Origin of the sequence: Gluconobacter sp. P1D12_c (genome assembly GCF_018812105.1) — a bacterium.
Classification (GTDB): Bacteria; Pseudomonadota; Alphaproteobacteria; order Acetobacterales; family Acetobacteraceae; genus Gluconobacter; species Gluconobacter oxydans_A.
Genome location: NZ_JACSIQ010000010.1, coordinates 22,558 through 46,307 on the forward strand (window position 1 = coordinate 22,558; position 23,750 = coordinate 46,307).

Annotated in this window: 21 protein-coding genes and 1 tRNA gene; 13 read left to right on the forward strand and 9 right to left on the reverse strand. The window is 55.9% G+C overall.

The genetic code is table 11. The annotated features are described in order from the left end of the window. Positions 1-26 precede the first annotated feature (26 nt). Both KP705_RS11715 and KP705_RS11720 read right to left on the reverse strand, forming a co-directional pair. Entirely contained in the window at positions 27-1,202 is a 1,176-nt protein-coding gene (locus KP705_RS11715; RefSeq protein WP_046901686.1) for a pyridoxal phosphate-dependent aminotransferase, read from the reverse strand. Positions 1,203-1,285: 83 nt separating this feature from the next. Beyond that, positions 1,286-1,729 carry a cupin domain-containing protein gene (locus KP705_RS11720; RefSeq protein WP_046901685.1) on the reverse strand — a complete coding sequence of 148 codons (444 nt, stop codon included), beginning with the start codon at positions 1,727-1,729 and terminating at the stop codon, positions 1,286-1,288. Positions 1,730-1,865: 136 nt separating this feature from the next. Here KP705_RS11720 and hpnD point away from each other — a divergent pair, with 136 nt between their 5' ends. The 4 genes from hpnD to KP705_RS11740 all read left to right on the forward strand — a co-directional run bounded on the left by hpnD (position 1,866) and on the right by KP705_RS11740 (position 6,736). Beyond that, positions 1,866-2,741, forward strand: coding sequence for a presqualene diphosphate synthase HpnD (gene hpnD / locus KP705_RS11725; protein ID WP_215764487.1), 876 nt, complete (start codon positions 1,866-1,868; stop codon positions 2,739-2,741). 5 nt (positions 2,742-2,746) lie between these two features. Beyond that, positions 2,747-4,042 carry a hydroxysqualene dehydroxylase HpnE gene (gene hpnE, locus KP705_RS11730; protein ID WP_215764488.1) on the forward strand — a complete coding sequence of 432 codons (1,296 nt, stop codon included), beginning with the start codon at positions 2,747-2,749 and terminating at the stop codon, positions 4,040-4,042. Between the two features lie 73 nt (positions 4,043-4,115). Continuing rightward, entirely contained in the window at positions 4,116-6,104 is a 1,989-nt protein-coding gene (gene shc, locus KP705_RS11735; protein WP_064272910.1) for a squalene--hopene cyclase, read from the forward strand. After that, positions 6,104-6,736, forward strand: coding sequence for a hypothetical protein (locus KP705_RS11740; RefSeq protein ID WP_064272909.1), 633 nt, complete (start codon positions 6,104-6,106; stop codon positions 6,734-6,736). The genes shc and KP705_RS11740 overlap by 1 nt, the downstream gene beginning before the upstream one ends. Here KP705_RS11740 and KP705_RS11745 read toward each other — a convergent pair. The 3 genes from KP705_RS11745 to KP705_RS11755 all read right to left on the reverse strand — a co-directional run bounded on the left by KP705_RS11745 (position 6,704) and on the right by KP705_RS11755 (position 10,072). Next, complete coding sequence (locus KP705_RS11745; protein ID WP_046901680.1) at positions 6,704-8,065, reverse strand: sodium:solute symporter; 1,362 nt, start codon at positions 8,063-8,065, stop codon at positions 6,704-6,706. The two genes, KP705_RS11740 and KP705_RS11745, sit on opposite strands and share 33 nt — an antisense overlap. 85 nt (positions 8,066-8,150) lie before the next feature. Next, the gene (locus KP705_RS11750) at positions 8,151-8,951 is read right to left on the reverse strand and encodes an RlmE family RNA methyltransferase (RefSeq protein WP_046901679.1); all 801 of its coding nucleotides are present in this window, start codon (positions 8,949-8,951) and stop codon (positions 8,151-8,153) included. Next, positions 8,948-10,072 (reverse strand): Ppx/GppA phosphatase family protein, encoded by a 1,125-nt coding sequence (locus KP705_RS11755; protein ID WP_215764489.1) that lies wholly within the window; start codon positions 10,070-10,072, stop codon positions 8,948-8,950. The genes KP705_RS11750 and KP705_RS11755 overlap by 4 nt, the downstream gene beginning before the upstream one ends. A 158-nt stretch (positions 10,073-10,230) precedes the next feature. On the opposite strand from KP705_RS11755, the gene KP705_RS11760 reads away from it, so the two are divergent. From KP705_RS11760 to KP705_RS11770, 3 genes are all read left to right on the forward strand, one after another. Beyond that, positions 10,231-10,304 (forward strand) — tRNA-Gln (locus KP705_RS11760). A 151-nt stretch (positions 10,305-10,455) separates the two neighbouring features. Then, positions 10,456-11,949: an IMP dehydrogenase gene (guaB, locus tag KP705_RS11765; protein WP_046901678.1), complete on the forward strand. Its 1,494-nt coding sequence runs from the start codon at positions 10,456-10,458 to the stop codon at positions 11,947-11,949. A gap of 56 nt (positions 11,950-12,005) precedes the next feature. Beyond that, entirely contained in the window at positions 12,006-13,340 is a 1,335-nt protein-coding gene (locus tag KP705_RS11770) for an RsmB/NOP family class I SAM-dependent RNA methyltransferase (RefSeq protein WP_046901677.1), read from the forward strand. On the opposite strand, the gene KP705_RS11775 is transcribed toward KP705_RS11770, so the two are convergent. Further along, entirely contained in the window at positions 13,282-13,812 is a 531-nt protein-coding gene (locus KP705_RS11775; protein WP_046901676.1) for a GNAT family N-acetyltransferase, read from the reverse strand. The genes KP705_RS11770 and KP705_RS11775 overlap by 59 nt on opposite strands. A 97-nt stretch (positions 13,813-13,909) precedes the next feature. On the opposite strand from KP705_RS11775, the gene KP705_RS11780 reads away from it, so the two are divergent. After that, entirely contained in the window at positions 13,910-15,733 is a 1,824-nt protein-coding gene (locus KP705_RS11780) for a sodium:proton antiporter (protein WP_046901675.1), read from the forward strand. Here KP705_RS11780 and KP705_RS11785 read toward each other — a convergent pair. Further along, positions 15,730-16,239: a L,D-transpeptidase gene (locus KP705_RS11785; RefSeq protein WP_046902097.1), complete on the reverse strand. Its 510-nt coding sequence runs from the start codon at positions 16,237-16,239 to the stop codon at positions 15,730-15,732. The two genes, KP705_RS11780 and KP705_RS11785, sit on opposite strands and share 4 nt — an antisense overlap. A 157-nt stretch (positions 16,240-16,396) precedes the next feature. Between KP705_RS11785 and KP705_RS11790 the strand changes: the two genes are divergently transcribed. After that, positions 16,397-17,131 (forward strand): response regulator transcription factor, encoded by a 735-nt coding sequence (locus KP705_RS11790; protein ID WP_046901674.1) that lies wholly within the window; start codon positions 16,397-16,399, stop codon positions 17,129-17,131. A gap of 17 nt (positions 17,132-17,148) precedes the next feature. On the opposite strand, the gene KP705_RS11795 is transcribed toward KP705_RS11790, so the two are convergent. Further along, positions 17,149-17,946: an exodeoxyribonuclease III gene (locus KP705_RS11795; protein ID WP_046902096.1), complete on the reverse strand. Its 798-nt coding sequence runs from the start codon at positions 17,944-17,946 to the stop codon at positions 17,149-17,151. An 80-nt stretch (positions 17,947-18,026) separates the two neighbouring features. Between KP705_RS11795 and KP705_RS11800 the strand changes: the two genes are divergently transcribed. From KP705_RS11800 to KP705_RS11815, 4 genes are all read left to right on the forward strand, one after another. Continuing rightward, a complete protein-coding gene (locus tag KP705_RS11800) occupies positions 18,027-19,034 on the forward strand; it encodes a dipeptidase (RefSeq protein WP_046901673.1) in 1,008 nt (335 codons plus the stop codon). Between the two features lie 314 nt (positions 19,035-19,348). Further along, the gene (uvrC, locus tag KP705_RS11805; protein ID WP_374195566.1) at positions 19,349-21,268 is read left to right on the forward strand and encodes an excinuclease ABC subunit UvrC; all 1,920 of its coding nucleotides are present in this window, start codon (positions 19,349-19,351) and stop codon (positions 21,266-21,268) included. 109 nt (positions 21,269-21,377) lie between these two features. Continuing rightward, complete coding sequence (gene pgsA, locus KP705_RS11810; RefSeq protein ID WP_046901671.1) at positions 21,378-21,980, forward strand: CDP-diacylglycerol--glycerol-3-phosphate 3-phosphatidyltransferase; 603 nt, start codon at positions 21,378-21,380, stop codon at positions 21,978-21,980. Positions 21,981-22,081: 101 nt separating this feature from the next. Beyond that, positions 22,082-22,687 carry a hypothetical protein gene (locus KP705_RS11815; protein WP_046901670.1) on the forward strand — a complete coding sequence of 202 codons (606 nt, stop codon included), beginning with the start codon at positions 22,082-22,084 and terminating at the stop codon, positions 22,685-22,687. 52 nt (positions 22,688-22,739) lie between these two features. Here the strand turns inward: KP705_RS11815 and lexA are convergent, their stop codons facing one another. Continuing rightward, positions 22,740-23,465: a transcriptional repressor LexA gene (gene lexA / locus KP705_RS11820; RefSeq protein WP_046901669.1), complete on the reverse strand. Its 726-nt coding sequence runs from the start codon at positions 23,463-23,465 to the stop codon at positions 22,740-22,742. Positions 23,466-23,750: the final 285 nt, after the last annotated feature.

The following is a 23,750-nucleotide window of genomic DNA, read 5'->3' on the forward strand; positions in this document are numbered from 1 at the left end:
AGGCCTCAGGCCTTCCCTCAGGCAAATCAGCCGATAATACGGTCGAGCGCTGCACAGAACTTTTTCATGTCGCTCATGGAGCCAACCGTAATACGGGAAGCATTCGGCCAGATCGGCCAGGAGCGACCAATGATAATGTTTTCCTTCAGGAAAGCATCCTTGATCGGTGCAGCAGGGCGCTTCCAGTCAATAACGAACATATTCGCATCAGAAGGAATGAAGCTGATGCCCTTCTTCTGAAGGTGCTCATAGGTCATGGCGCGTGCCGCATCCATCTCACGACGGCGTGCCGCAATATCCGACGTCATGGTCAGGCTCTTTGTACCGCAGATGACCGCAGGGATCGGCAGCATGTGAGTCTGGTTCACACCATCATAGCGCATCATCTTCTCATGCAGGGCCGGCGGAGCCATGCTGAAGCCAAGTCGCAGGCCAGCCATAGCGAACATCTTCGAGAAGGTTCGCAGGACAACTACATCGCGTCCCTCAGCAACGAGCGAAACGGCGCTCGGGGCGTCAGAGAAATGGATGTAGGCTTCATCAACCAGAACAATGGAGTCTTTAGGCTTATTCGCAACCAGCCAGCGAATATCTTCCAGCGGCGTGATGGTGCCGGTCGGATTGTTCGGTGAGCAGATGTAGTAGACGCCGGCATTCGGATTAGCCTTCAGCATCGCCTTCACATCAGTCTTATAACCGTTCGATGCGTCCAGCGGCACCTTGGCCAGCGGAATCTTGAGCCACTCAGAAGCGACCCATCCGGCTTCGTAACTCGGGTCAGCCGTGACCAGACCACGCGTCGGGGAACAGAACGTCACGATCGTACGACAGAGCGGATCAGACGAGCCGCCCCATGGCAGAATGCAATTTTCTGGGACGTTGTCGATCTTGGCCGCCGTGCGGATCAGATCTTCGCGGGTATGGCCACTCGGATCATACCGGTTTCCCTCGAAAACGGCAGCAGCACCCGCCTTGGCAGCGGCTGGAAAGGGACCAGTCCAGCATTCATTGCTGCCGATGCGGACCATCTTGGTGACATCACCGGGCGGCAGCGCGGTGAGGGGGGATGCCTCCGCACGCCCAACAAGGGACCGAACTGCCATGCCTGCACTCATTAGTGCAGCCACGCGGCCCAGACTACGACGGGAATAACCGCGTGAGAGAAGATCGTCTTTTGCTTCAGGGGACAGGCAGTCGGTCATGCTCGGCTCACGCTCCTAGTGTGTCTGAAAACATACTAGAAACGAAACGATCTATCTGTCAAAGCCCGAAATGAAATCGGATTTCAGTATTCCGGTTTCTGCTTGTCTACGGGGATAGAGGTTGGCTTCCCCTCAACGCCCGCATAGGTCAACAGAAGAACAGTCGGGACATCTCCTGACACACCTCGGTGCACATCATTCACTGACTCCGCAAAGGCTTCGCCCTGATGAAAGGTTCTGGTTTTGCCGCTCTCACGGTCTTCAATTTTCAGTGTTCCCTGTAGGACATAGCCAGCGTTTGGAAATGGATGGACATGCCAGGGCAAGGCCGTGTGAGGCGGAATGGTGAGCCGGATCATACTCAGTTCTGGCTGAGATGTGGAATACGGCGTGTAGGTTACTCCGTTCCAGGAATGGGATGCGTTCAGCAGGTGATCAGCATGGGCGGTGGCTGTCGACGATTCTGCATGGGCAACTGAACCCGCAGCCATGCAGGACAGAAGGATCAGAGACAAACGGAAATTCATCGGATACTCCTTTGGGCAGAGTGTTGCCATTTGGCATCATACAAACGTATGGCATCCCATTCCGTTCGTGTCGGCTTTGTGACATCCCGGTTTGGGGCTAGAACGCAGAACTTCTGAAACAGAACAGGTGACAGACATGGTTTTCAGCAGGGCGCGTGCTTTTTCTGGTCTTCCCTGCGCGCAGGCCGATCTTGACCATGTTGCGCACATTGTCACAGCCTCCGGGACGTCTTTTGCGAGAGGTATGAAGGTCTTACCGGCCGCAAGGCGGCAGGCCATGTTTGCAATCTATGCGTTCTGCCGGCAGGTCGACGACATTGCTGATGGTGACACAAAAGTCGCGGACCCCGCACATGCCCTGCAGGAATGGCATGAACGTATAGACCGCCTGTATCAGGGGGAAACGCACGACGCACTCGATCGTGTTCTAGTGGCAGCAATTTTCCGGTTTCAGCTCCAGGCCAAGGATTTCCATGCCGTTATTGACGGTATGGCCATGGACTGCGGCGCCCCCATTGTTGCACCTGACGAGAAAACCTTGGATCTGTATTGCGATCGCGTTGCGTCAGCCGTAGGTCGCCTCTCGGTTCGTGCATTCGGGGACTCTTCCGCCGCCGCTGACCGTGTCTCCAAACATCTGGGGCGCGCCCTCCAGCTTACCAATATCCTGCGCGATATTGCCGAAGATGCAGCACGGGACCGGCTGTACCTTCCGTCAGAGCTGCTGGAACGCTTCAACGTACCCACCAATCCAAAAGAAGCTCTGTACGCACATGGCCTGGATGATGTGGCACGTATCCTGAGCCGCCGCGCTCATGATCATTTCCGGGAAGCGCGCCGTGCAATGAAAGAATGTAACAGCACCGCCATGCGTCCAGCACGCATGATGGCAGCGTCTTATGAGCCAGTCCTGAACGCACTCGAAAAGCGTGGATGGGAAAATCCGGAGCTTTCTCCGAAAGTCAGTAAGGGCTGGCGGGCAGTGCGCGCTCTGGCGGCATACGTGAAGTAAGCCCGATGAGCCACGTTCATATTATTGGCGGAGGCCTGTCTGGCCTGTCTGCTGCCGTAGAACTTGCCGCCCAGGCCCAGGTCACGATTTATGAAGCGGGCCCTGCCTGTGGCGGACGCGCACGCTCTTTTCATGATCGCACGCTCGATACCCTGATCGACAACGGAAACCATCTACTATTGTCGGCCAACGGACTGACATTCCGGTATCTGGATATTCTCGGCGCCCGCCACACACTGGCAGGCCCCGGTATTCCGATCTTTCCTTACTATGATCTGGCAGAAGATCTGGCTTGGACACTTCGCCTTTCCAAAGGAAAAGTCCCATTCTGGGCATTACCTGGCGGTCGCCGCGTTCCAGGGATGAAGCTTTCCGAACTGGCATCCCTCGGGCGCTTCCTGAAGGCTGGTGACACGACCGTTGTGGAAGAGTGCCTGAAACCCGGTCAGCTGAGCCGGCGCCTCCTGGAGCCTTTCGCCATCTCGGTTCTGAACACAGACCTGCACACTGGTAGTGCACTGTTGTTGGGAAACGTCATCCGGAAGTCTCTGGCACAAGGCGGTATGGCCTGCTGCCCTTGGTTCCCAAAAATTGGCCTCTCTGAAACACTGGTCGACCCAGCGATTTCATACCTGAACCGGTATCATGCGACGGTCCGCACGGGCGTCCGCGTTAGTACCATCATCAGAGAGAATGGTCGCGCGACTGCCATTGAGACGACGGAAGGCCGCATTGAGCTTGGCCTGGAAGACCACGTCATTGTCGCTACACCCGCTCCAGTCACCCAAAACCTGCTGCCAGAACTGGTTGTGCCAGACGCATTCGAGAGCATTGCAAACGCGCATTTCAAACTTTCTGCGCCTGTAGAGGCGAGGGGTGTCGTCGCTCAGGCAGGTTTTGTAGGTCTCGTGGGCGGTATTTCGGAGTGGATCTTTCTGAAAGGCGACGTCCTTTCCGTCACGGTCAGCGCAGCTAATCGCTACGCAGATCGAGACAGCAACGAGATGCTTGCCACCATCTGGTCTGAAATCCGGCGTGCACTGGATCCGATCCTGCCTCAGCCGCTCCCTGTCGCGATGCCACCAGCTCGGCTGCTACGGGAAAAACGCGCAACATTCGCCGCAACACCAGAGCAAAACCGCCGTCGCCCCAAAGCGAAGACAGACACCGCCAATATGGCATTGGCGGGGGACTGGACGGATACGGGGCTTCCCTCAACAATCGAAGGGGCCATTCAATCCGGACTGGCAGCAGTCAGCGCTCTGGGTTTCCGTTCTGCCGTAAAAAACACGGAAACGTGATGACTGCTCTCCAAACCATGGCTGTAACACAACTCCCGATAATGAGGGCTGCATGTCCCGGGAGACCTGAACAATGCTGATTTATCCTGATGAAAAGGAGGACCGTGTGAGCGAGACCCTTTCCCACAAGCCTGTCGACGCCGAAAACGTCAACCGTGCCATTGAGGGGGCCCATGCCGCTCTGGGCAATCGCCAGAAAGACGACGGACACTGGGTTTTTGAACTTGAGGCAGACGCGACCATTCCTGCCGAATACGTTCTGCTAGAGCATTATCTTGATCGTATTGATCAGGAAAAGCAGGACAAAATTGGTGTTTATCTGCGCCGTATTCAGGGCGAGCATGGGGGCTGGCCGCTTTATTTTGGTGGTGGCTTTGACTTGTCCGCAAGTGTAAAAGCGTATTTTGCGCTCAAGGCCATTGGAGACAGTATAGACGCGCCACATATGCGTCGCGCCCGCGAAGCCATCCTGGACCACGGTGGTGCCGCCAGATCCAATGTGTTCACCCGCATCCAGCTTGCTCTGTATGGCGAAGTTCCCTGGGATGCTACGCCTGTCATGCCGGTTGAGCTCATGCTGCTCCCGCGGAAGGCGTTCTTCTCAGTCTGGAACATGTCGTACTGGTCACGATGCGTGCTGGCGCCGATGCTGGCAGTGGGGGCCATGAAACCTGTTGCCATCAATCCTCGTGGCATTCACGTCCAGGAACTGTTCGTCAAGCCACCTGAGCTGGTCAAGGACTGGATACGAGGTCCCTACCGTTCAATCTGGGGGCGGGCCTTCAAACATCTGGACTCTGCGCTTCGACCTATTCTGCCGCTCATTCCTAACCGCATCCATGAGAAAGCCATCAAGGCTGCCATCAGCTTTGTTGAACCACGCCTGAGTCGTGGCGGACTTGGAGCGATTTACCCTGCCATGGCCAACGTGGTCATGATGTATCGCGCGCTTGGCGTTCCCGACAGCGATCCGCGCGTGGTCACGGCATGGGAGTCTATTCAGGACCTTCTTGTTCAAAAAGAAGACGAAATTTACTGCCAGCCCTGCGTCTCACCTGTGTGGGATACGGGACTGTCAGGGCTTGCGATGATGGAAGCGGCATCCGGTGCTCATCCCACCAAACGGGACGAAACCATCGCAAAGCTCAAGAAAAGTGCTGAATGGCTGCGGGACCGCCAGATTCTGGATGTCAAAGGAGACTGGGCGGTCAACACACCCAATCTACGTCCGGGCGGTTGGGCTTTCCAGTATGAAAACGATTACTACCCGGATGTGGATGACACGGCTGTTGTCGGCATGCTGCTGCATCGTGTTGATCCTGAAGAGAACCGTGAAGCCATTGAACGCGCACGGGAATGGATCATTGGAATGCAAAGCACCAATGGTGGGTGGGGCGCGTTCGACATCGATAATGATCTCGAAATGCTGAACCATATTCCGTTCTCGGATCATGGCGCGCTTCTGGATCCACCAACTGCCGATGTGTCCGCACGGTGCATTTCTTTCCTTTGCCAGCTTGGTCATCCGGAAGACCGGCCAGTCATCGACAAGGCACTGGATTACCTTCGCAAAGAGCAGGAAAAAGAAGGCTGCTGGTTCGGTCGCTGGGGCACGAACTATATCTACGGCACCTGGTCTGTTCTCTGTGCCCTGAACATTGCGGGCATCTCCTATGATGACCCGATGGTGAAGCGCGCCGTCACATGGCTGGAAGACGTGCAGCGTGCAGATGGCGGATGGGGGGAAGATTGCGCAACCTATGAAGGCGCGCCTCCAGGCACGTACAAGGAGAGCCTGCCGTCACAAACCGCCTGGGCTGTTCTCGCGCTGATGGCTGTCGGGCGCCGTAATAGTGAAGCCGTCAAGCGTGGCATCAACTTCCTGACGTCAAAGCAGGATGATAACGGCGAATGGCAGGAAGACGCTTATAACGCTGTTGGCTTTCCGAAGGTATTTTACCTTCGCTATCACGGCTACAAACAGTTCTTCCCGCTTCAGGCTCTTTCGCGTTACCGCAATCTGGGAACCAGCAATACCGGTCGCGTGGAATACGGTTTCTGATGCTCGGTGTTCTAGTCGGAATGAAGCAGGAAGCGTGCATCATTCGCCGCTTCCTGCCTGATACACCAATTGCTTTGAGCAATGCTACAGCATCAGGCGCTGTGGCGGGAGCCGAGAGGCTTCTGCGCGCTGGAGCAACGCGTCTGCTATCCTTCGGGTGCGCTGGCGGACTGTCAACCAGCGTGAAACCAGGCACGATCATCGTGGCAGATCGTGTTGTCATGAGCGGTACAAGTTATGAGGCCGATGCGGGTCTGAGCAGGCAGTTCGGGGCAGAGTATGCCCGCCAAGGACGCATTCTTCATAGCGACAGCCTCATCGAAACGGCGGAAGAAAAATCCCGTCTCTACGAGGCCACAGGCTGCATCGCTGTCGATATGGAAAGCGGTGCAATAGCCAGAACCGGCAAGCCTTTTGCCGTCCTTCGTGTCGTCTGCGACGACTCATCACGAAGCTTACCGCCAGCTGCACGGGATGGCCTCAAGGATGGCGCCATCCATCTTGGTGGACTGTTGTCCTCTCTCGTCAGGCAGCCATCGCAGATTCCTGCGCTCATCGAGCTGGGCAAGGATGCTGCCATGGCGCAGAAAGCAATGGCCTTATTTCTGGAAGCCCATCCGCCACAGCTGTGAAAAAACTTTAGCTCCTGCAAAAGTCGCCAGAACGCCTGCTGGCACCAGCCAAGGAAAGGCGATGGAATGGCCTCCAATCCTGACCATCGCCAGGCCGGCCAAAACAACAACGGCTGTTATGAAACCGGCAATCCCATTTGCCTCATCTCGTGAATGTCCGACCATAGCCAGCAAAAATACTCCAAGCGTCGCACCATAGCTGTAAGATGCGATTGAGAGCCCGAACACAACGGCAGAGCCAGTCGGGTGAGAGAAAGACAGCGCGGTCACAACAAGCAGAATGGCCCAGAAACACGTCGCTGTCCGCAGGGACAGCGTCTTCTTCGGAAAAAAATCGCTTTTTGTCGCGGCTGCCATTGAATTCATGGCACTGGAAAGAGATCCCATTGTCGCAGCCAGAATGCCAGCTACGAGCAGTCCGCGCAGAATGGGGGGCAATGTCAGAACAAACTGCGGGAAGAGTGCATCTGGAGCACCATGATAATCAGGCCAAAGTGCTCTTAACCCCACCCCGACAAATGAGAGCAGGGCGAACAGCAACGCCACGACAAATACACTTCCAATCATCGCTGCCCGCGCGCCTTTGAGCGTCTTTGCTGCGAGGCAACGCTGAAGCATGAGTTGGTCTGTACCGTGTGAGGCAAGGGAAAGAATTGCGCCGCCGACAACAGCTCCGGCTACGGAGAAAGGATTGGTGAAGGCTGGCAATCCCGCAGTGAACATGGGAGCTGCATGAAAAATATCAGTCCCTGAGCGGTTGAACAGCACGCCCCCACACGCGACACTGCCGCCGAGATAGAGAAGCAACTGAAGCGTGTCGGACCAGACGACAGCTTTCAGACCACCCGCTAGCGTGTAAGCCAGCGTGAGAATGACAATTCCCATAAGCAGAGCAATATCCGGAATGGGATAGCCGATACTCGCACATAAAAGGGAAACCGGAATCATGCCGGCGTACAAACGAACACCTTCGGCAAGGAGGCGCGTCAGCAGGAAGGTGCCAGACACCAGCTTCTGAAGACGCGTTCCGAACCGCTGGCCAACATACCGATAGATGGATGTCGCTCCCCGCTCATGCAGAGGCAGAAACCACCAGGCAACAGCCACGCGTCCAAGCAAATACCCGACTGCCAGCCCCAGGAAAACATATCCATGCAGGTATGCCACGCCAGGAACACTGACGATCGTCAGTGTGGACGTCTCGGTTGCAACTAACGAGAGGCAGATAGCCCAAGGCGGAAGATCTTTATGAGGTTGCCGCGCCAGAGTGAGCGCAAAAAGCGGCAACGACACGAGATAAAGCAGGATGACAGTGAGGCTCTGGATCATCCTGTCCGTTCTGTAGGTGGAACGTGATCCGGTCAAGCACCGCAACTGACGAGCGCTTTTAAAAAAGCGCTCGTCAGTTCAACGATCAACCTTCGTCGCTTAGTCGCTCGGGGCGGAAACCCGTGGCAATGACGTAGAGTTCGCTTGATTCCTTGCGGGAAGCAGGTGGCTTGACGTGCTTGACCGAAGAGAAGGCTTTTTTCATGGACTCAAGCATCTGTTTTTCAGAACCACCCTGAAAGACCTTGGCCACGAAGCTTCCGCCTTCAGCCAGTACCTGAACTGCAAAATCCAGCGCACCCTCTGCCAGTCCCATAATCCGCATATGGTCTGTTGCGGCATGGCCCGTTGTGTTGGGAGCCATATCAGACATGACAAGATCTGCTGGACCGCCGAGAATTTCTTTCAGGCGATCAGGCATTTCCGGATCTGTGAAATCCCCTTCAATGATCTCGGCACCGCTGACAGGATCGACAGGGAGGAGGTCCACGCCTGCAATATTGCCAGCACCACGTTTGACAGCAACCTGAGACCAGCCGCCTGGGGCCGCTCCCAGATCGATGACGCGCGCACCCGGCTTGATGATGTGAAACCGATCATCGATTTCGATAAGCTTAAAGGCTGCACGTGAACGCCAGCCCTGTTTACGGGCTGCCGCGACATAGGGATCGTTGAGCTGCCGGTTCAACCAGCGCTGCTGTGCCGTGGTGCGCCCACGGGCTGTTCTGAGGGTGACGACCTTATTACGGGCCGTCTGTGAAGTAGAGGCGTCCTGAGTAGCGTCAGCTGCACCTGGTGCGGCAGCACTCTTGAGAGCTTTTCCAGGGATGCGCTTGGGTCCCGTATCCTTTTTGGAAGAACCGGAGCGGGATCTGGGCGGCTTCATATCGTGGCGTAATTCCCGAGAGGGCCCCTCGAACGGGGCGTTACATGTCGATGGGTCCTGCGGCGTTCTCTAGTGAAACGCTGACCATGATCGCGGGCCATACGCAGCAGCATGCCATCACGCAACCCCCGATCGGCAATCGTGACCTCTTCTATAGGCCATGTCCGATGAATTGCCTCGAAAATTGCACATCCGGGAAGAACATACTTTACGCGATCCTGTCCGACACAGGGATGCATCGCCAAATGATCGCGCGAAAGGCTACGAAGTGTATCGATGGCACTTCGCATGATTTGCCCCGGCAAAGTCAGGCCATCAATCGCCGCGCGATTATAACGGGGCAGGGCCAAAGCGACACCGGCAAGGGTCGTGACAGTACCAGACGTACCCAGCAGGCACGCATTCCCCTGTGCGACTTCACGGCGGATGCGGTGAACATTCTCAAAACCTACAAGGTGGCTCTGCACATGAGAAACCATCTCTTCATAGGAAGAGCCATGGCCTTCACCGAACATCTCCTGAAGCGTGATGACACCGACAGGCATGCTGGTTGTGCCAATCAGTGTCTGAGACTTACGCTCCTGATCAACACGCACCCATGCAACTTCAGTGGAGCCGCCACCAATATCAAACAGAACGCCGCGTTCAGACTGAGAAGGTGGCCGTGACGGCATCCGGAAGAGGGGAGAACAGCTCTCCAGCGCGAGTTCTGCTTCCTCACGCGCCGTAATAATATCAATGGTCAGGCCGATTTCACTCTGCACACGCTCAAGGAACTCGCGACCATTCACGGCGCGACGGCAAGCTTCGGTGGCTACAGCGCGAACGTGGGAGAGGGGCCATTGCCGCATGCGCTCGACGCAAATACGCAGGGCATCGAGCGCGCGTGTCATAGACTCTTCAGCCAGTCGACCGCTGACACGCAGACCTTCCCCTAACCGGACAGACCTGTTGAAACTGTCCACGACCCGAAAACCATTCGGTGTGCCTGCGGCAATCATCAGCCGACAGTTATTCGTTCCAAGATCAATGGCCCCGAAGAACGGACCGGTCTGACGGGCACCAGACGCACGAATTTGCGCCTGACCTGAAAGCCTCTGCTCCGTTCCTTGCCTCATCATCTTGTTTAGGCTCCCGATTTTGCCCGTGCTGGGACCTTGAATATGCAGCATGAGACGGGAAAACGTCTTACCGCAAGAAAAATATCAATTTTTTCAAAAAAAGTGGAAAGACCCCCTTGCGTCACTCAGCCGTGATGGGTAAACACCCACTCACCGCTTGGGAGATAGTTTAGCGGTAGAACTACCGGCTCTGACCCGGTCAGCCCTGGTTCGAATCCAGGTCTCCCAGCCAACAAATTCCTTAAAATCTACCGCAAAAAAAGAGACTTCCCCTCCAGGGGGGAATTAGTCTATGAGGACCCGCCAACGGCCGGCTGGGCCTCTTGGCCCCCGGTTCAGACTTCAAGCGTCCCACGACGCATGACCAACGGGGGCCAGCGGGCATGACATCCTCTTCCTGCACAACTGATTTTAACGCACGCATACGTGAAGCACTGGCGTTCGACGATGTTCTCGTCGAACCGGCTGAATCATCCGTGCTTCCGGCCCAGACATCCACCCGCACACGCCTGACGCGCACCATTGAGCTGAACATCCCTTTGATGTCCTCGGCCATGGACACAGTCACGGAAGACGGAATGGCCATTGCCATGGCCCAGCAGGGCGGCATGGGCGTCATTCACAAGAACCTCTCTATTGAAGAGCAGGCCGAGCAGGTCCGTCGCGTCAAGCGCTTCGAATCTGGCATGGTCGTTAATCCGGTCACCGTTGGTCCGGACCAGACACTTGCTGAAGTCAATGCCATCATGGCTCGCCACGGTGTCTCTGGCCTTCCGGTTGTGGAAGAGGGAACCGGCATCCTGGTTGGCATCCTGACCAACCGTGACGTCCGCTTCACCACGGACCTGAACACCCGCGTCCGTGATCTGATGACGAAGGACAACCTTGTCACGGTTCTGAATGGCGCTGCCCCTGAAGAAGCTCGCGCTCTGCTGCATCGTCACCGCATCGAAAAGCTACTGGTCGTTGATGAGGGCGGCCGCTGCATCGGCCTCATCACCGTCAAGGACATGGACAAGGCAACGACGCATCCGCTCGCCATCAAGGACGCGCAGGGACGCCTGCGCTGTGCCGCGGCTGTCGGCGTTGGAGAAGATGGCCTGAACCGTGCTGCGGCCCTCGTGGAAGCCGGTGTGGACGTTATTGTCGTTGATACCGCTCACGGCCACTCCCACGGCGTTCTGAGCACCGTCCGGACACTCAAGGAGCGTCACCCAGGCCTTCAGGTCATCGCAGGTAACGTCGCGACCCCACAGGCAGCGCGCGCACTTATTGAAGCAGGGGCAGACTGCATCAAGGTTGGTATTGGCCCGGGTTCCATTTGCACAACCCGCGTTGTTGCAGGCGTCGGTGTTCCGCAGTTCTCCGCCGTCATGGAAACGGCTGCAGCCTGTCATGAGCTTGATGTTCCGGCCATCGCCGATGGTGGCATCCGAACATCCGGCGATATTGTAAAAGCCATTGGCGCTGGCGCTGATGTCGTGATGGTCGGCTCTCTTTTGGCTGGCACGGACGAGAGCCCAGGCGAAACGTTCCTGTATCAGGGCCGCTCCTACAAATCGTATCGCGGCATGGGATCTCTTGGGGCCATGGCTCGAGGCTCTGCTGATCGGTACTTCCAAGCTGAGGTGCGGGATACACTGAAGCTCGTCCCAGAAGGCATTGAAGGGCAAGTTCCTTACAAGGGCGGCATGGCGCCAGTTGTGCACCAGCTTGTTGGCGGCCTGAAAGCTGGCATGGGCTACACTGGATCGGCTACGGTTTCGGAACTTCAGGTGCGCACCATGTTCCGTCGCATTACGAATGCTGGCTTGCGTGAAAGCCATGTTCATGACGTGACAATCACGCGTGAAGCCCCGAACTATCGCCGGGACTGACATTTCATGTGCATTGGCCTCTCGCTTTGAGAGGCCAAACCGGCTACGGGGGCGATATGACCCCCGCAGCTCGCCTTTCCGGCGCCATTGATCTGCTTTGTGCGATCCAGAATGCGCCCCGCCGTCCCGCAGACGCTACCGCCAACGCTTTTTTCCGTGAACGCCGTTATATAGGCGGCGGAGACCGGCGCGCCATTTCCACGCTTGCCTGGGATGTGCTGCGTGGTTGGCGGCGGCTGCACTGGCACCTGGAAGGCAGCCAGGGCGAAATTTCTCCACGCCTGCTATGTGCTGCCTCCATGCTGCTAACCGGCACGACGATGGATCAGGTTCGCATGTTATTCAGTGGCGAGCGTTATGCTCAAAAGCCTCTGACGCCGCGTGAAGATGTGAACCTTAAGCATCTGGAAGGAAAAGAACTTTCTACCCAGAAACAACCTGTAGCAGTCCGCCTCGAATATCCGGATTGGATTGAGCCAGCCCTGCGCGAAACGTTCGGATCCCGAATGGCTGACGAAATGGAAGCCATGCTCGGAACCCCGACTTTGGATCTTCGCGTGAACCTCCTGAAGGGCACCCGGGAGGACGGTCTGCGTGCACTGAAGAGCGAGGGGCTGAACGCCGTCCCAACAAAGCTCTCGCCATGGGGATTGCGTCTCGATGGCCGACAGCCGGTTACGGCAGCACAGGCCTTCAAAGACGGACTGGTAGAAATTCAGGACGAAGGTTCCCAGCTCGTTGTCGCAGCCGCTGGCGCCACACCGGAACACCGCGTTCTGGATTACTGTGCCGGCGCTGGCGGCAAGACTCTTGCCCTTGCCATGACCATGGAAAACAAGGGCCATATTGTTGCCTGTGACGTTCATGAGAAGCGCCTTGAAGGAGCTGTCAAACGTCTGCGTCGAGCAGGGGTGCATAATGTTGAGCGGCACCTGCTCACCACAGGCGACAAATGGGCCAAACGTCGGGCTGCAAGCTTCGATCGCGTTCTGGTGGATGCCCCCTGTTCGGGCACCGGCACATGGCGCCGCAACCCTGATGCACGACTGCGACTGACACCTGAAGACATTCAGGAACTTGTTATCAAACAGTCAGAAATCCTTGATCGTGCAGCATCTTTGGTCAAACCCGGCGGCCGGATGATCTATGCGACGTGCTCTCTTTTGGCCGCTGAAAACGGGCAGCAGATTGATGCATTTCTGAAGCGCCGGACGGATTTTGTTCGGGTTGAAACAGAAGAACTGCCTGAACTTCTTCCGGCCGAACTCCGCGAAAAGGCTCAGTTTTCCCTGACGCCCCTTCGTGACGGAACGGATGGCTTCTTTGCCTGCGTCATGCAGCGGCTTGAACAGAAGGTTGAGACGTCACAGGAAGAAGCTCCTTCCACATAACAAGCGCATCCACATACCCTTGCTCAGGGTGGTTGAACGCACCGGGTAGCGTTCCAACCACCCTGAAACCAAGATGCTTCCAAAGCGCAATGGCTCGCAGATTGGTGCTGACGACAAAGTTGAACTGCATCGCCCTGTATCCGAGCGCCTGAGCCTCTTTCAGGGCATATGCTCCCATTTGCGTTCCCGCACCATATCCCGGCGCTGCCACAAAACCAGCATTGGCAACATGCTGACCGCCTCCCTTTTGATTGTCCTGCACATAGAATGTGCCCACAATCTGGCCTGTCCTTGTCTCGGCAACATACACACGATGCTCGACGGCCATCCAATACGCCAGGGCCTGACGACGGCCCCACGTTCGCGGCAGAGCGTACGTTTCCCCAGCCTTGAGAACCGGTGCCAGCAAACGCCAGATGCCCTCTCGGTCCAGGGACTGTGCCGGACGAATGGTCAGGATCGTTTCAACCATCGGATAACACTCTCAAAATCACGCAGTTAGGCCCAACACATTATCCGGGTTATGATACGGTTTCCAAAATCAGCACGGGACCGACGCGCTCTTACACATGCAGTATGATATTTTCATCGGCATCGCCTCGACCTTCGGGGCCGGAATGCTGGCCCAGTGGGTTGCCTGGCGGTTTCGCCTTCCCGCAATCGTGCTCCTGTTCACCATTGGGCTTCTGTTCGGCCCTGGGCTGGGCATTGTGCACCCTTCAGAGACGATGGGCTGGGTCTTCAGACCACTGGTCTCCCTTCTGGTCGCTATTGTCGTTTTTGAAGGCGGCATGGCTCTGGACATCCGGCAGCTCCGTGAGGCTGGGGAAGGTGTCGCACGCCTGACGATGCTGGCCTTGCCCATCAACTGGGTTCTGGGATCGCTGGCGGCCCATTACGTTGCCCACCTTGAATGGGGCACGTCGATGCTGTTTGGCGCCATCATTGTCGTCACAGGCCCAACCGTGGTGCTCCCGCTTCTACGAAGCGCTAAGCTCCAGCCTCGTGTCGCAGCGTTCCTGCGATGGGAAGCGATCGTCAATGATCCACTGGGAGCGATTCTCGCAGCCGTTGTGCTGCAGCTCATGCTTCTGCACGTTGACCTGCATACCGGCGTCTTTTTCACGCACACACTTCCTGATCTGCTCGCTGCTGCAACTGAGTCGATTTCGGCAGGCATTCTTCCAGCGTATCTGATCCGTTATCTCTTCACTCGCGACATGATGCCGGAAATTCTCAAAACGCCGGTGCTCATCTCAATGGCACTGCTGATCTTCACGGCCTGCAATCTGGAAATGGAGGGCGCAGGCCTGGTCGCGGTCACTATTTTTGGCATGGCACTGACCAACCTCCACATTCCAGGCGTCGCAGAACTAAGGCGCATCAAGGAATCGATGGTGGTCCTCGTCGTGTCGGTACTGTTCATCCTGCTGACGGCAGATCTTCATCGAGACGTTCTCAAGCATCTTTCCATTCCCATTCTGATGCTGACGCTTGTCGTACTGTTCGTCGTACGTCCGGTGGGAATTTTCTTTTCCACCTTGGGCACCAGTATGCCCTGGAAAGAACGTCTCTTCGTTGGATGGATTGCCCCCCGCGGCATCGTCGCGGCAGCCGTGGCAGGCGCTGCTGGTATTCGCCTGAAAGAAACGGGCTACCAGTCGGCTGACCTCATTATGCCAGCGGTATTCGCCGTTATCGCTGTGACCATGATCCTTCATGGCTTTTCGCTTCGTCCAATCGCGCGTGCCCTCAAGCTCACGCTTTCTAACGATCCGGCCATTGCCATTCTGGGGGCGAGCAAATGGTCCATCGACCTTGCAGCCTGCCTCCACAGAGAAAACATACCTGTTCTTCTCGTGGACAACCGCTCCAGTGCGCTTATGGCAGCCGCACAACTCGACATTCCGGTTCTACGAACTGAGCTACTGTCCCAGCACGGGCAGGAAGCACTGGAAGAACGACCGGCAGACTACCTGATCGCAACGACCGGAGACGGCATCTACAACGGGATGATCTGCGGACATCTCGCGCCCGCCATGGGGCGGGAACGGGTGTTCCAGATTAGCCCGGGTGTCGCCCGACTGGATTTTTATCATGGGCTTTCCCGTGACTCCCGAGGAAAGGTTCTTGGAGAACCCGCCTGGAATTACACCCTGTTCGATACCCTGTTCGAGCAAGGCTGGCGCTTCGTTTCCCGTGCAGCCAATGAGGCCAATGCGGCAGGTTTTGGAGCGGACGACAACCGCCTCGATATCCTTGTCAGCAGACGCTCTGCCATTCTCATTCGTTCGGCAGAAGATCCGACTGTGATCACCCCGATGCCTGGGGACCTGATGATCTCGATGGTACCTCCGACTGACACTCCGCACACAGAGGAAGAGGCAGCTTAAGGCGCTTCCACCACGATAGCCGTCAGCCCCTGTTCCAGCACATAACGCAGGTCCTTTTCCTGCAATGCAATACAGCCTTCCGTCACACCACTGACGGGAGGCAGATGCAGGAAAATTGCAGACCCACGTCCCGACTCGATGGTGACGTCATTCCACCCCATCACAATGCAGAGATCATAGGCATGATCATCCCGGCACATTTTCTCACATGATGCAGGGTGAGGAAGTGTCACGGGACGGTTATAATCGGGGTGCGATCCGTCATCACACCAACCATCCGAAGCAGCAATCGGCTCGATAGGTAAACCCGCGCCGGAAACAGGCTTTTCCACGCGATCTGCGCGATACAGGATACGGCGGAGGGGTAGTTCACCTACAGGGGTCGCGTGATCGCCTTCACGCTTGTCAAGGCGAATACCACCAGCCCCGATCAAAGCCGGAATAATTACATTACGAAAGTGAAGAAAAGCGCTGCCCTCAGTGATTCTCAAAATAGCTTTAGTCATGTTGCTGTTCCCTTTCGGATAAGTATTTGTCATATCTCAGATGGCAAGTGTGCTGCTGGTCCTGCGGTGCAGGATAGGCAGAATTGGATGCGTGGCCTATTAACGCGAACACATGCGGATGTGACGTTTTCCGCCTAGATAAAACGAGACAGGTATTATGGCAGGTCCCCGGCCCATCCTCGTGGTAGATGATGACGATACGCTACGAAGCCTGCTGACAGAGCAACTCCAGCACGGTGGCGAACTTGAGGCTGTGGAAGCAGTCTCCGTGGCAACAGCAAGGGAGCTCCTCAAGAAGCCTGGTGCCCGTTACGACGCCATGCTGCTGGACATCACCCTCCCAGACGGAGACGGCCGCGACTTCTGTGCGGAGCTCCGTCGTGAAGGCGTTCGGATGCCGATCATCATTCTCACCGGTTCAGATGACGAAAGCGATGTTGTCCGCGGCCTCGATGCTGGCGCAAACGACTACGTCGCAAAGCCATTCCGTATCGGGGAACTGCTGGCGCGACTTCGGGCACAGCTCCGGATCTTTGAAAACAGCGAAGATGCCGTTTTTGAAATCGGCCCTTACGCGTTTCGTCCATCGGCCAAACTTCTGGTTGAGACGGCCCGTAATCGCCGCATTCGCCTGACGGAAAAAGAAGCTGCGATTCTCAAGTACCTGTACCGTGCCGGTCAGCGCCCGGTCGCCCGTCAGGTGCTTCTGAACGAAGTGTGGGGCTACAACGCTGCGGTGACGACACATACGCTTGAGACGCATATCTATCGCCTCCGTCAGAAGATTGAGCCGGATCCCACAAAGACATCCCTGTTGATCACCGAAGGTGGCGGGTATCGTCTGGATCCGGAAGGCCGCACTGTCGCTACCGCCGAATCAATGACAGCCTGATATCCAGGCCCTGCCGGTCAGGCTGGATCGAAATCCAGCACGACCGGCACGTGATCTGAAGGGCTGTCCCAATCGCGAACATCCCGCAGAACACGAATATTCCGAAGGCCTGGCATCAGATCTGGCGTGAGCCAGACATGATCTAGGCGCCTTCCACGATCTGACTTCTTCCAGTCCTTGTTCCTGTAGGACCACCAAGTGTACAATTTGGTGGGCTCAGGCGTTATCCGCCTCATGGCGTCGGCAAACCCTGTCGCCATCCACATATTGAGCCGCTCAGTCTCCGGCGGCGTATGGCTGACGATTTTCAGAAGCTGACGATGGCTCCAGACATCATGCTCTAGGGGCGCGATGTTGAGATCTCCAACCACAATGCTGCGCACTGGTGGGCTATCCGTGAACCATTTCGCGGCTTCTTCTACAAACGCGAGTTTGTGAGCAAATTTTTCGTTTTCTGCCGGATCCGGGATATCGCCCCCCGCAGGGACATAAAAATCATGCAGCATCACTGGCCCGCCAGGTGTCTGGATTGATGCCGCGATGTGCCGACAATCGCTCCGGCTGCACCAGTCAGGCGTATTCGCAACTGAATCGAGGGGCAGGCGGGACAGGATCGCAACCCCGTTATATCCCTTCATTCCTCGATAGAGCTGATGCGGAAAGCCAAGCTCCATAAGAGCTTCGGCCGGGAAGAGCGGATCGGGAACTTTCGTCTCCTGAAGGCAGACGATGTCCGGATTTTCCTCCTCAACGAGCTTCTTCAGCAGCGGCAGACGAAGCCGGAGGGAGTTGATGTTCCATGTAATCAGACGCATCACCATTGGATCGTCTGAATTGAGCGCTTTGACAAGCACCTCTTGCGTCAGACGCGCTCACACCCGATCTAGGACGGATCATGACTGAACTGCACGACACGCTTCTGACTTTTGATACCCATATCGACATTCCATGGCCCGATCAGGCGGATGCCTGGTCTCTGCACACGGATCGAAAAGTCGATGTAAGAAAATGCGATCAGGGCAAACTGCGCTCCGTCTGCCTTGCGGCTTATATTCCGCAGGGACCACGCGATGAAGCGGGCCACGAAGAGGCCTGGCACCGTGTTCAGGCGATGCTCAAGGTCATCAACTCAATGGGCGGACATAAAGACGGACTGAGCGCAAATGTCTGTCGGACAGCGGAGGATGTCCGCTCAGCATTCCAGTCGGGAGCGCTCGCTATTATTCCCGCCATTGAAAATGGCCATGCGCTTGGTGGTGTACCGTCCCGGATCGGACAACTGGCCGCAGAGTATGGCGTCAGATACCTGACTCTAACCCACAACGGGCATAACGCTCTCGCAGACGCCGCCATTCCGAGAAGAGACCTGAATGATAGTCCTGAACTTCATGGGGGACTGTCTGAACTGGGCCGCGAGACCATTCGCGAGATGAATCGCCACGGTGTGCTGGTGGATGTGTCACACACGGCAAAATCCACCATGATGCAGGCGTCAGAACTTTCCACCACGCCGGTATTCGCCAGCCACTCCTGCGTCAGAAGTCTCTGCGATCATCCTCGCAACCTCGACGACGAGCAGCTCGATCGCCTGAAAGAAACCGACGGACTGATCCAGATTACCGCCATGGGATCTTTTTTGCGTAAAGGCGGTGGGGGCACCGTAGAAGATCTGGCGCGCCATGTTGCCTATGTCGCCGAGCGGGTGGGCGTTCGCCATGTTGGTGTGTCATCAGATTTCGACGGCGGCGGTGGTATACCGGGCTGGCAGGATGCCACTGAAACGCCGGCTGTGACACAGGCGCTCCTCAAGGCCGGGTTTAGCCCTGAAGAGCTGACTGCTATCTGGGGTGGTAATATGCTGCGCCTGATGGAAAAGGCTGAGCAAGCATCAATTTCAGCCTGAAAAGGCAGCTCTGTTCAGCAAAAAAGTGCGCCCTAACGGGAACAGAACGGGACCATTCAGACTTAATGTGGAGTGCACTCATCCACGATGTTTCGGAAAGCTGTCATGTCCCGTTCAACACGAACCTCAAACTAGAAATTTTTCCGCACCCTGACGGAACGGAAAATATTTTCCATTATTATCAATATCTTACGTTTACTGATTAAAAATTAGGCAATCTGATGGCAAGGCCGGGAAACCTTGGCCTTCATGATTCTGTCATGGAGCAACCCACAGACTTGTCCACAGGATCAGTGGATGACTGAAGAACTGGCATGACTGACCCTACGCCCACAGAGACAGAAACCTCAATGACACCTGAAGAAGCTCCTGTTCCCGTTGTGAAAAAGCAGGGCGTCGAGGCTATTCGGGACGCTTTGAAAACCATTCCCTACAGCCCTGGCGTGTATCGCATGCTCGGCGAGAAAGGGGAGGTTCTATATGTGGGCAAGGCGTTAAGCCTCAAGAAACGTGTTGCTTCCTATACGCGCACAACCCAGTTGCCAGAGCGTCTGCGCCGTATGGTGTCTCTGACGGTCTCGATGGAGATTGTCATCACCCGGACGGAAGCTGACGCGCTTCTGCTAGAAGCAAACTACATCAAGCGTATGAAGCCACGCTTCAACATCCTGCTGCGGGATGACAAAAGCTATCCGTGGCTAATGCTCACTGAAAATCACGAATTTCCTCAGATCACCAAACAGCGTGGAAAACCCGTGAAAGGCGCCACCTACTGGGGACCTTTTGCTTCCGCATGGGCGGTAAATCAGACTCTGAACCTTGTGCAGAGAACTTTTCTACTGCGATCCTGCTCTGACGCTGTTCTTAAGAGCCGGACAAGGCCCTGCCTGCTGTTTCAGATCAAACGCTGCGCTGCGCCATGTGTGGATCGTATTTCCAAAGAAAATTATAGCGAGCTGGTCGTCCAGGCTCGGCAATTCCTCTCGGGTAAAAATACCGAGTTGCAGCAGGAGCTTGCTGTTGAAATGGAACGCGCCTCCGAAGCCATGGAGTATGAGCGGGCTGCAGCCATTCGGGACCGTATCCGTGGATTTTCCAGCATCCAGAATTCAGGAATCATCAATCCGGCCTCCATTCACGACGCAGACATCGTGGCAATCTGGCAGACCGCAGGGCAAACCTGCATTCAGGTCTTTTTCATTCGTGGAAGCCGCAATAACGGCAACCGCGCCTTTTATCCCGTGCATGCAGAGGAAGAGACCCCGGCTGACGTGCTCTCCGCCTTCCTCATTCAGTTCTATGACAACAAGCCTCCACCACCTGTCATCCTGGTGAATCAGGAGATCTCAGAACAGAAGCTTGTCGAAGAAGCTCTCAGCATCAAGAGGGAGCAGAAAGTCGAGGTTGTCTGTCCTCAACGCGGCGAAAAGAAAAGTGTCGTAGATCACGCCACGCTGAACGCACGTGAAGCACTGGAGCGAAAGCTGGCGGAGAATACCGGACAGCGCAAACTCCTAGAGGGCGTCGCGAAGGTTTTCAGCCTCGCTGAAACACCCCAGCGGATCGAAACCTACGATAATTCACACATCATGGGTCAGGCACCTTATGGCGTCATGGTTGTGGGTGGGCCTGAAGGTTTTGAAAAGCGCTCCTACAGAAAATACGCCATCAAGGGCCCGGTCACTCCCGGTGATGATTTCGGCATGATGCGGGAAGTCATGGAGCGCCGGTTTGGAAAAAACAGGGAAGATGGAGAACGACCTGAAGACTGGCCAGATTTGCTGCTAATTGACGGCGGCCTGGGTCAGTTCAATGCAGTGCGCAACGTATTGGCAGACCTTGGCGTTACGGGAATTCCCATTGTGGCAATCGCCAAAGGCCCGGATCGTGATGCTGGACGCGAATGGTTTTTCACTGAAACACAGCCACCGTTCCAGCTCCCGCCTCGAGATCCGGTTCTCTATTATCTTCAACGCCTGAGAGACGAAGCCCACCGTTTCGCCATTACGACACACAGGGCAGGGCGCTCCAAAGGGCTCCGGAAATCTGAACTGGATGATGTTCCGGGAATCGGAGGTGCCCGTAAGAAGGCGCTTCTGAATCACTTCGGGTCAGCCAAGACCGTGCGACAGGCCAGTCTCGAAGAGCTTGAAACTGCGCCCGGAATCAGCTCTGGAACGGCCAGAGCCATCTACGGGCACTTTCATCCCGAATGGCTTCGGACACAGAGCTGACAATTCCGTGAGGTCACGTCCTGAACGCTGGCTTGGCATAAAAAATACACACATTCAGAGCGGATTGGCGCATACCGGAGACGGATAAACTGTTCTAGACTGCTTCGTGATGCTGACTGATCTGCCAAACGTCCTGACTCTGCTCCGTATTGCGGCCATTCCTGTTCTGGTTGCCCTGCTGGCGCTGCATTCCGCACTCGGTAACGTCGCAGCCTGCGTTGTGTACACGGCTGCTTGCATCACGGATTATCTGGATGGTGCTCTGGCACGGAAATGGCAAATGCTATCCGAACTGGGTCGGATGATGGATCCGATTGCGGACAAGCTTCTTGTCGGTGCGCTGTTGCTCGCACTCGCTGGCCTGACCACACTTCCAGTGTATTCGCTCTACGCTGCCATCATCATCATGCTGCGCGAAATTCTGGTCAGTGGCTTGCGTGAATACATGGCCTCTCAACGCGCAACCCTTCCGTCCACCCGCCTTGCAAAATGGAAAACCGGAATTCAGATGGTCGCGATCGGTTTCCTGATTGGGGGGGACAAGGCTGCGGCTACTCTTCATCTTTCATTCCTGCCGGCCACACTAATCGGCGGTATTCTTCTCTGGTTTTCAGTTATTCCAACAGTTCTAAGCGGGTGGGGCTATCTCACGGCAGGGCTCTCCAGAATGATGGCCTCTGAGCCACGCAAGTCTTCAAAGATCGTCTCCTGATCTGGACTATCTGTGATTATTATTGCAGTTATCAGCTCGTCATCTGGCGCTTTTAATCGATGACAGGTAAAGTTCAGGGATCGACCTTATGGGAGTACACAATGCGTAAGGCCGCTCTACTGGCATTACCTCTGGCCCTGAGCGGCTGTGCGGGCATGGGCAAGTTTTTTAATGACACCGCCCTATGGTCTGGAAGTAACCCCAATGCTCCCCATGGCGATAGTGAGAACCTTCGCCGAGCACGTGGTGAGTTCGTAGCGGCTGCACCAATTCTGCCAGAAGGCGGGAACATGTGGCCCGGATCACCTCAGCCTCTGCCCACCCTTAAAGATGTTGTGAATCCTGACAGCATCTTTAATAAATCTCTCGGCGATCCGGCTACGTATTTTGGTGGTGCAACGCTCGACAAGAATTTCATGGGCGGTATTGCGGGCACTGGTGCTCTCGGGGTCGCTGGCCCTCAAATGAAACCGGGCGACACCATGTCCGTCGGTGAAAAAATCGATGCGATGCGTGGTGTGTCAGAAGATCGCAGTCACTTCGTCCCGACGCTTCCCAGTAGCGTTCCAGATAATGCTGGTCGTTTCCTGAATAAAAACCCTGACAAGACCATCATCATTCCGAACGGGGATGGGACAAGCACACTTATTGCTCCAGATGGCAAAGTCCGCGTTGTACGCGGCGTTCCGTCAGTTCCCAATAAATAATCATCGGAAATTATCTGCCTCGCCGGAGCATTAATCCGGCAAGGCAGCTCTCTCAGTACTGCCTGAAAAGGGCGACCAGCCGTCCCTGTATGCGAACACGCGCGGCCGGCAGAATACGTGTCTCGTATTCCCGATTAGCGGCTTCCAGAGCAATCGTAGAACCACGACGGCGCAGCTTCTTGAGCGTCACTTCCTGATCGTCAATCAGCGCAACAACGATCTGACCATTATCCGCCACTTCGCCTCGCCGGATGATGGCAACATCACCGTCCAAAATGCCGGCTTCAATCATGGAATCACCCGCAACTGTGAGAGCGTAATGCTCTCCAGTGCCGAGCAGGGATGATGGCACCTGAATCTGTGCGCTATCATCCTGCAAAGCCTCGATAGGAAGACCAGCAGCAATGCGTCCATAAAGTGGAAGCTGAACGCTGGTGTTTTCAACAGGAGAGCGGGGTGCCTCGGAAAATGTCCCTGGAAGGTCCTGACGACCACCCTCAACAATCGTTGGAACAAAAGGCGTCGGATTAGCCACGGCCTCCACAATTGGAGCCTCAAGACCCATATGCGGCAGACGCAGAACTTCAAGCGCTCTTGCACGATGGTGATGCCGTCGCAGAAAACCACGCTCTTCAAGGGCAGAAATGAGGCGATGGATCCCTGATTTAGACCGAAGCTCCAGGGCATCCTTCATTTCATCGAAGGAAGGGGAATAACCCGTCCGCCGAAGATGTTCGTCAATGTATAGCAAAAGCTGGTGCTGCTTACGCGTCAGCATACAGGCGCTCCCATGCGCCTCGGTGGAGGCAAAATCTAAAGATTGAGACACTGCATAAACTTATGCGACGCTCTTTTGTTCCTTATAGGTTCCACTTCGTCCACCTGCAAGAACATCTACCAGGCATCAACAAAGCTTTTATCTGGCTAAAAACCCCGGTTTTTGCGGAAAAATGCACCTTATCCCTGGATTTTCTTCAGAAAGCCTTGACCTACGACATACAAATCAGCATGTTGCGCCGAACTAGATCAACCTGCTGCTTTGGCACTTGCGAGCGGCATCAGG

What these genes read in the sequence shown, in the direction of transcription:
- KP705_RS11780 (WP_046901675.1), top strand. Translation starts at nt 13,910, where the DNA reads ATGCAGTATGATATTTTCATCGGCATCGCCTCGACCTTCGGGGCCGGA.
- KP705_RS11775 (WP_046901676.1), bottom strand. Translation starts at nt 13,812, where the DNA reads ATGGTTGAAACGATCCTGACCATTCGTCCGGCACAGTCCCTGGACCGA.
- KP705_RS11770 (WP_046901677.1), top strand. Translation starts at nt 12,006, where the DNA reads ATGACCCCCGCAGCTCGCCTTTCCGGCGCCATTGATCTGCTTTGTGCG.
- shc (WP_064272910.1), top strand. Translation starts at nt 4,116, where the DNA reads ATGCTGATTTATCCTGATGAAAAGGAGGACCGTGTGAGCGAGACCCTT.
- KP705_RS11715 (WP_046901686.1), bottom strand. Translation starts at nt 1,202, where the DNA reads ATGACCGACTGCCTGTCCCCTGAAGCAAAAGACGATCTTCTCTCACGC.
- KP705_RS11750 (WP_046901679.1), bottom strand. Translation starts at nt 8,951, where the DNA reads ATGAAGCCGCCCAGATCCCGCTCCGGTTCTTCCAAAAAGGATACGGGA.
- KP705_RS11740 (WP_064272909.1), top strand. Translation starts at nt 6,104, where the DNA reads ATGCTCGGTGTTCTAGTCGGAATGAAGCAGGAAGCGTGCATCATTCGC.
- KP705_RS11755 (WP_215764489.1), bottom strand. Translation starts at nt 10,072, where the DNA reads ATGATGAGGCAAGGAACGGAGCAGAGGCTTTCAGGTCAGGCGCAAATT.
- KP705_RS11790 (WP_046901674.1), top strand. Translation starts at nt 16,397, where the DNA reads ATGGCAGGTCCCCGGCCCATCCTCGTGGTAGATGATGACGATACGCTA.
- KP705_RS11720 (WP_046901685.1), bottom strand. Translation starts at nt 1,729, where the DNA reads ATGAATTTCCGTTTGTCTCTGATCCTTCTGTCCTGCATGGCTGCGGGT.
- hpnD (WP_215764487.1), top strand. Translation starts at nt 1,866, where the DNA reads ATGGTTTTCAGCAGGGCGCGTGCTTTTTCTGGTCTTCCCTGCGCGCAG.
- guaB (WP_046901678.1), top strand. Translation starts at nt 10,456, where the DNA reads ATGACATCCTCTTCCTGCACAACTGATTTTAACGCACGCATACGTGAA.
- KP705_RS11795 (WP_046902096.1), bottom strand. Translation starts at nt 17,946, where the DNA reads ATGCGTCTGATTACATGGAACATCAACTCCCTCCGGCTTCGTCTGCCG.
- hpnE (WP_215764488.1), top strand. Translation starts at nt 2,747, where the DNA reads ATGAGCCACGTTCATATTATTGGCGGAGGCCTGTCTGGCCTGTCTGCT.
- KP705_RS11785 (WP_046902097.1), bottom strand. Translation starts at nt 16,239, where the DNA reads ATGACTAAAGCTATTTTGAGAATCACTGAGGGCAGCGCTTTTCTTCAC.
- KP705_RS11800 (WP_046901673.1), top strand. Translation starts at nt 18,027, where the DNA reads ATGACTGAACTGCACGACACGCTTCTGACTTTTGATACCCATATCGAC.
- uvrC (WP_374195566.1), top strand. Translation starts at nt 19,349, where the DNA reads ATGACTGACCCTACGCCCACAGAGACAGAAACCTCAATGACACCTGAA.
- KP705_RS11815 (WP_046901670.1), top strand. Translation starts at nt 22,082, where the DNA reads ATGCGTAAGGCCGCTCTACTGGCATTACCTCTGGCCCTGAGCGGCTGT.
- pgsA (WP_046901671.1), top strand. Translation starts at nt 21,378, where the DNA reads ATGCTGACTGATCTGCCAAACGTCCTGACTCTGCTCCGTATTGCGGCC.
- KP705_RS11745 (WP_046901680.1), bottom strand. Translation starts at nt 8,065, where the DNA reads ATGATCCAGAGCCTCACTGTCATCCTGCTTTATCTCGTGTCGTTGCCG.
- lexA (WP_046901669.1), bottom strand. Translation starts at nt 23,465, where the DNA reads ATGCTGACGCGTAAGCAGCACCAGCTTTTGCTATACATTGACGAACAT.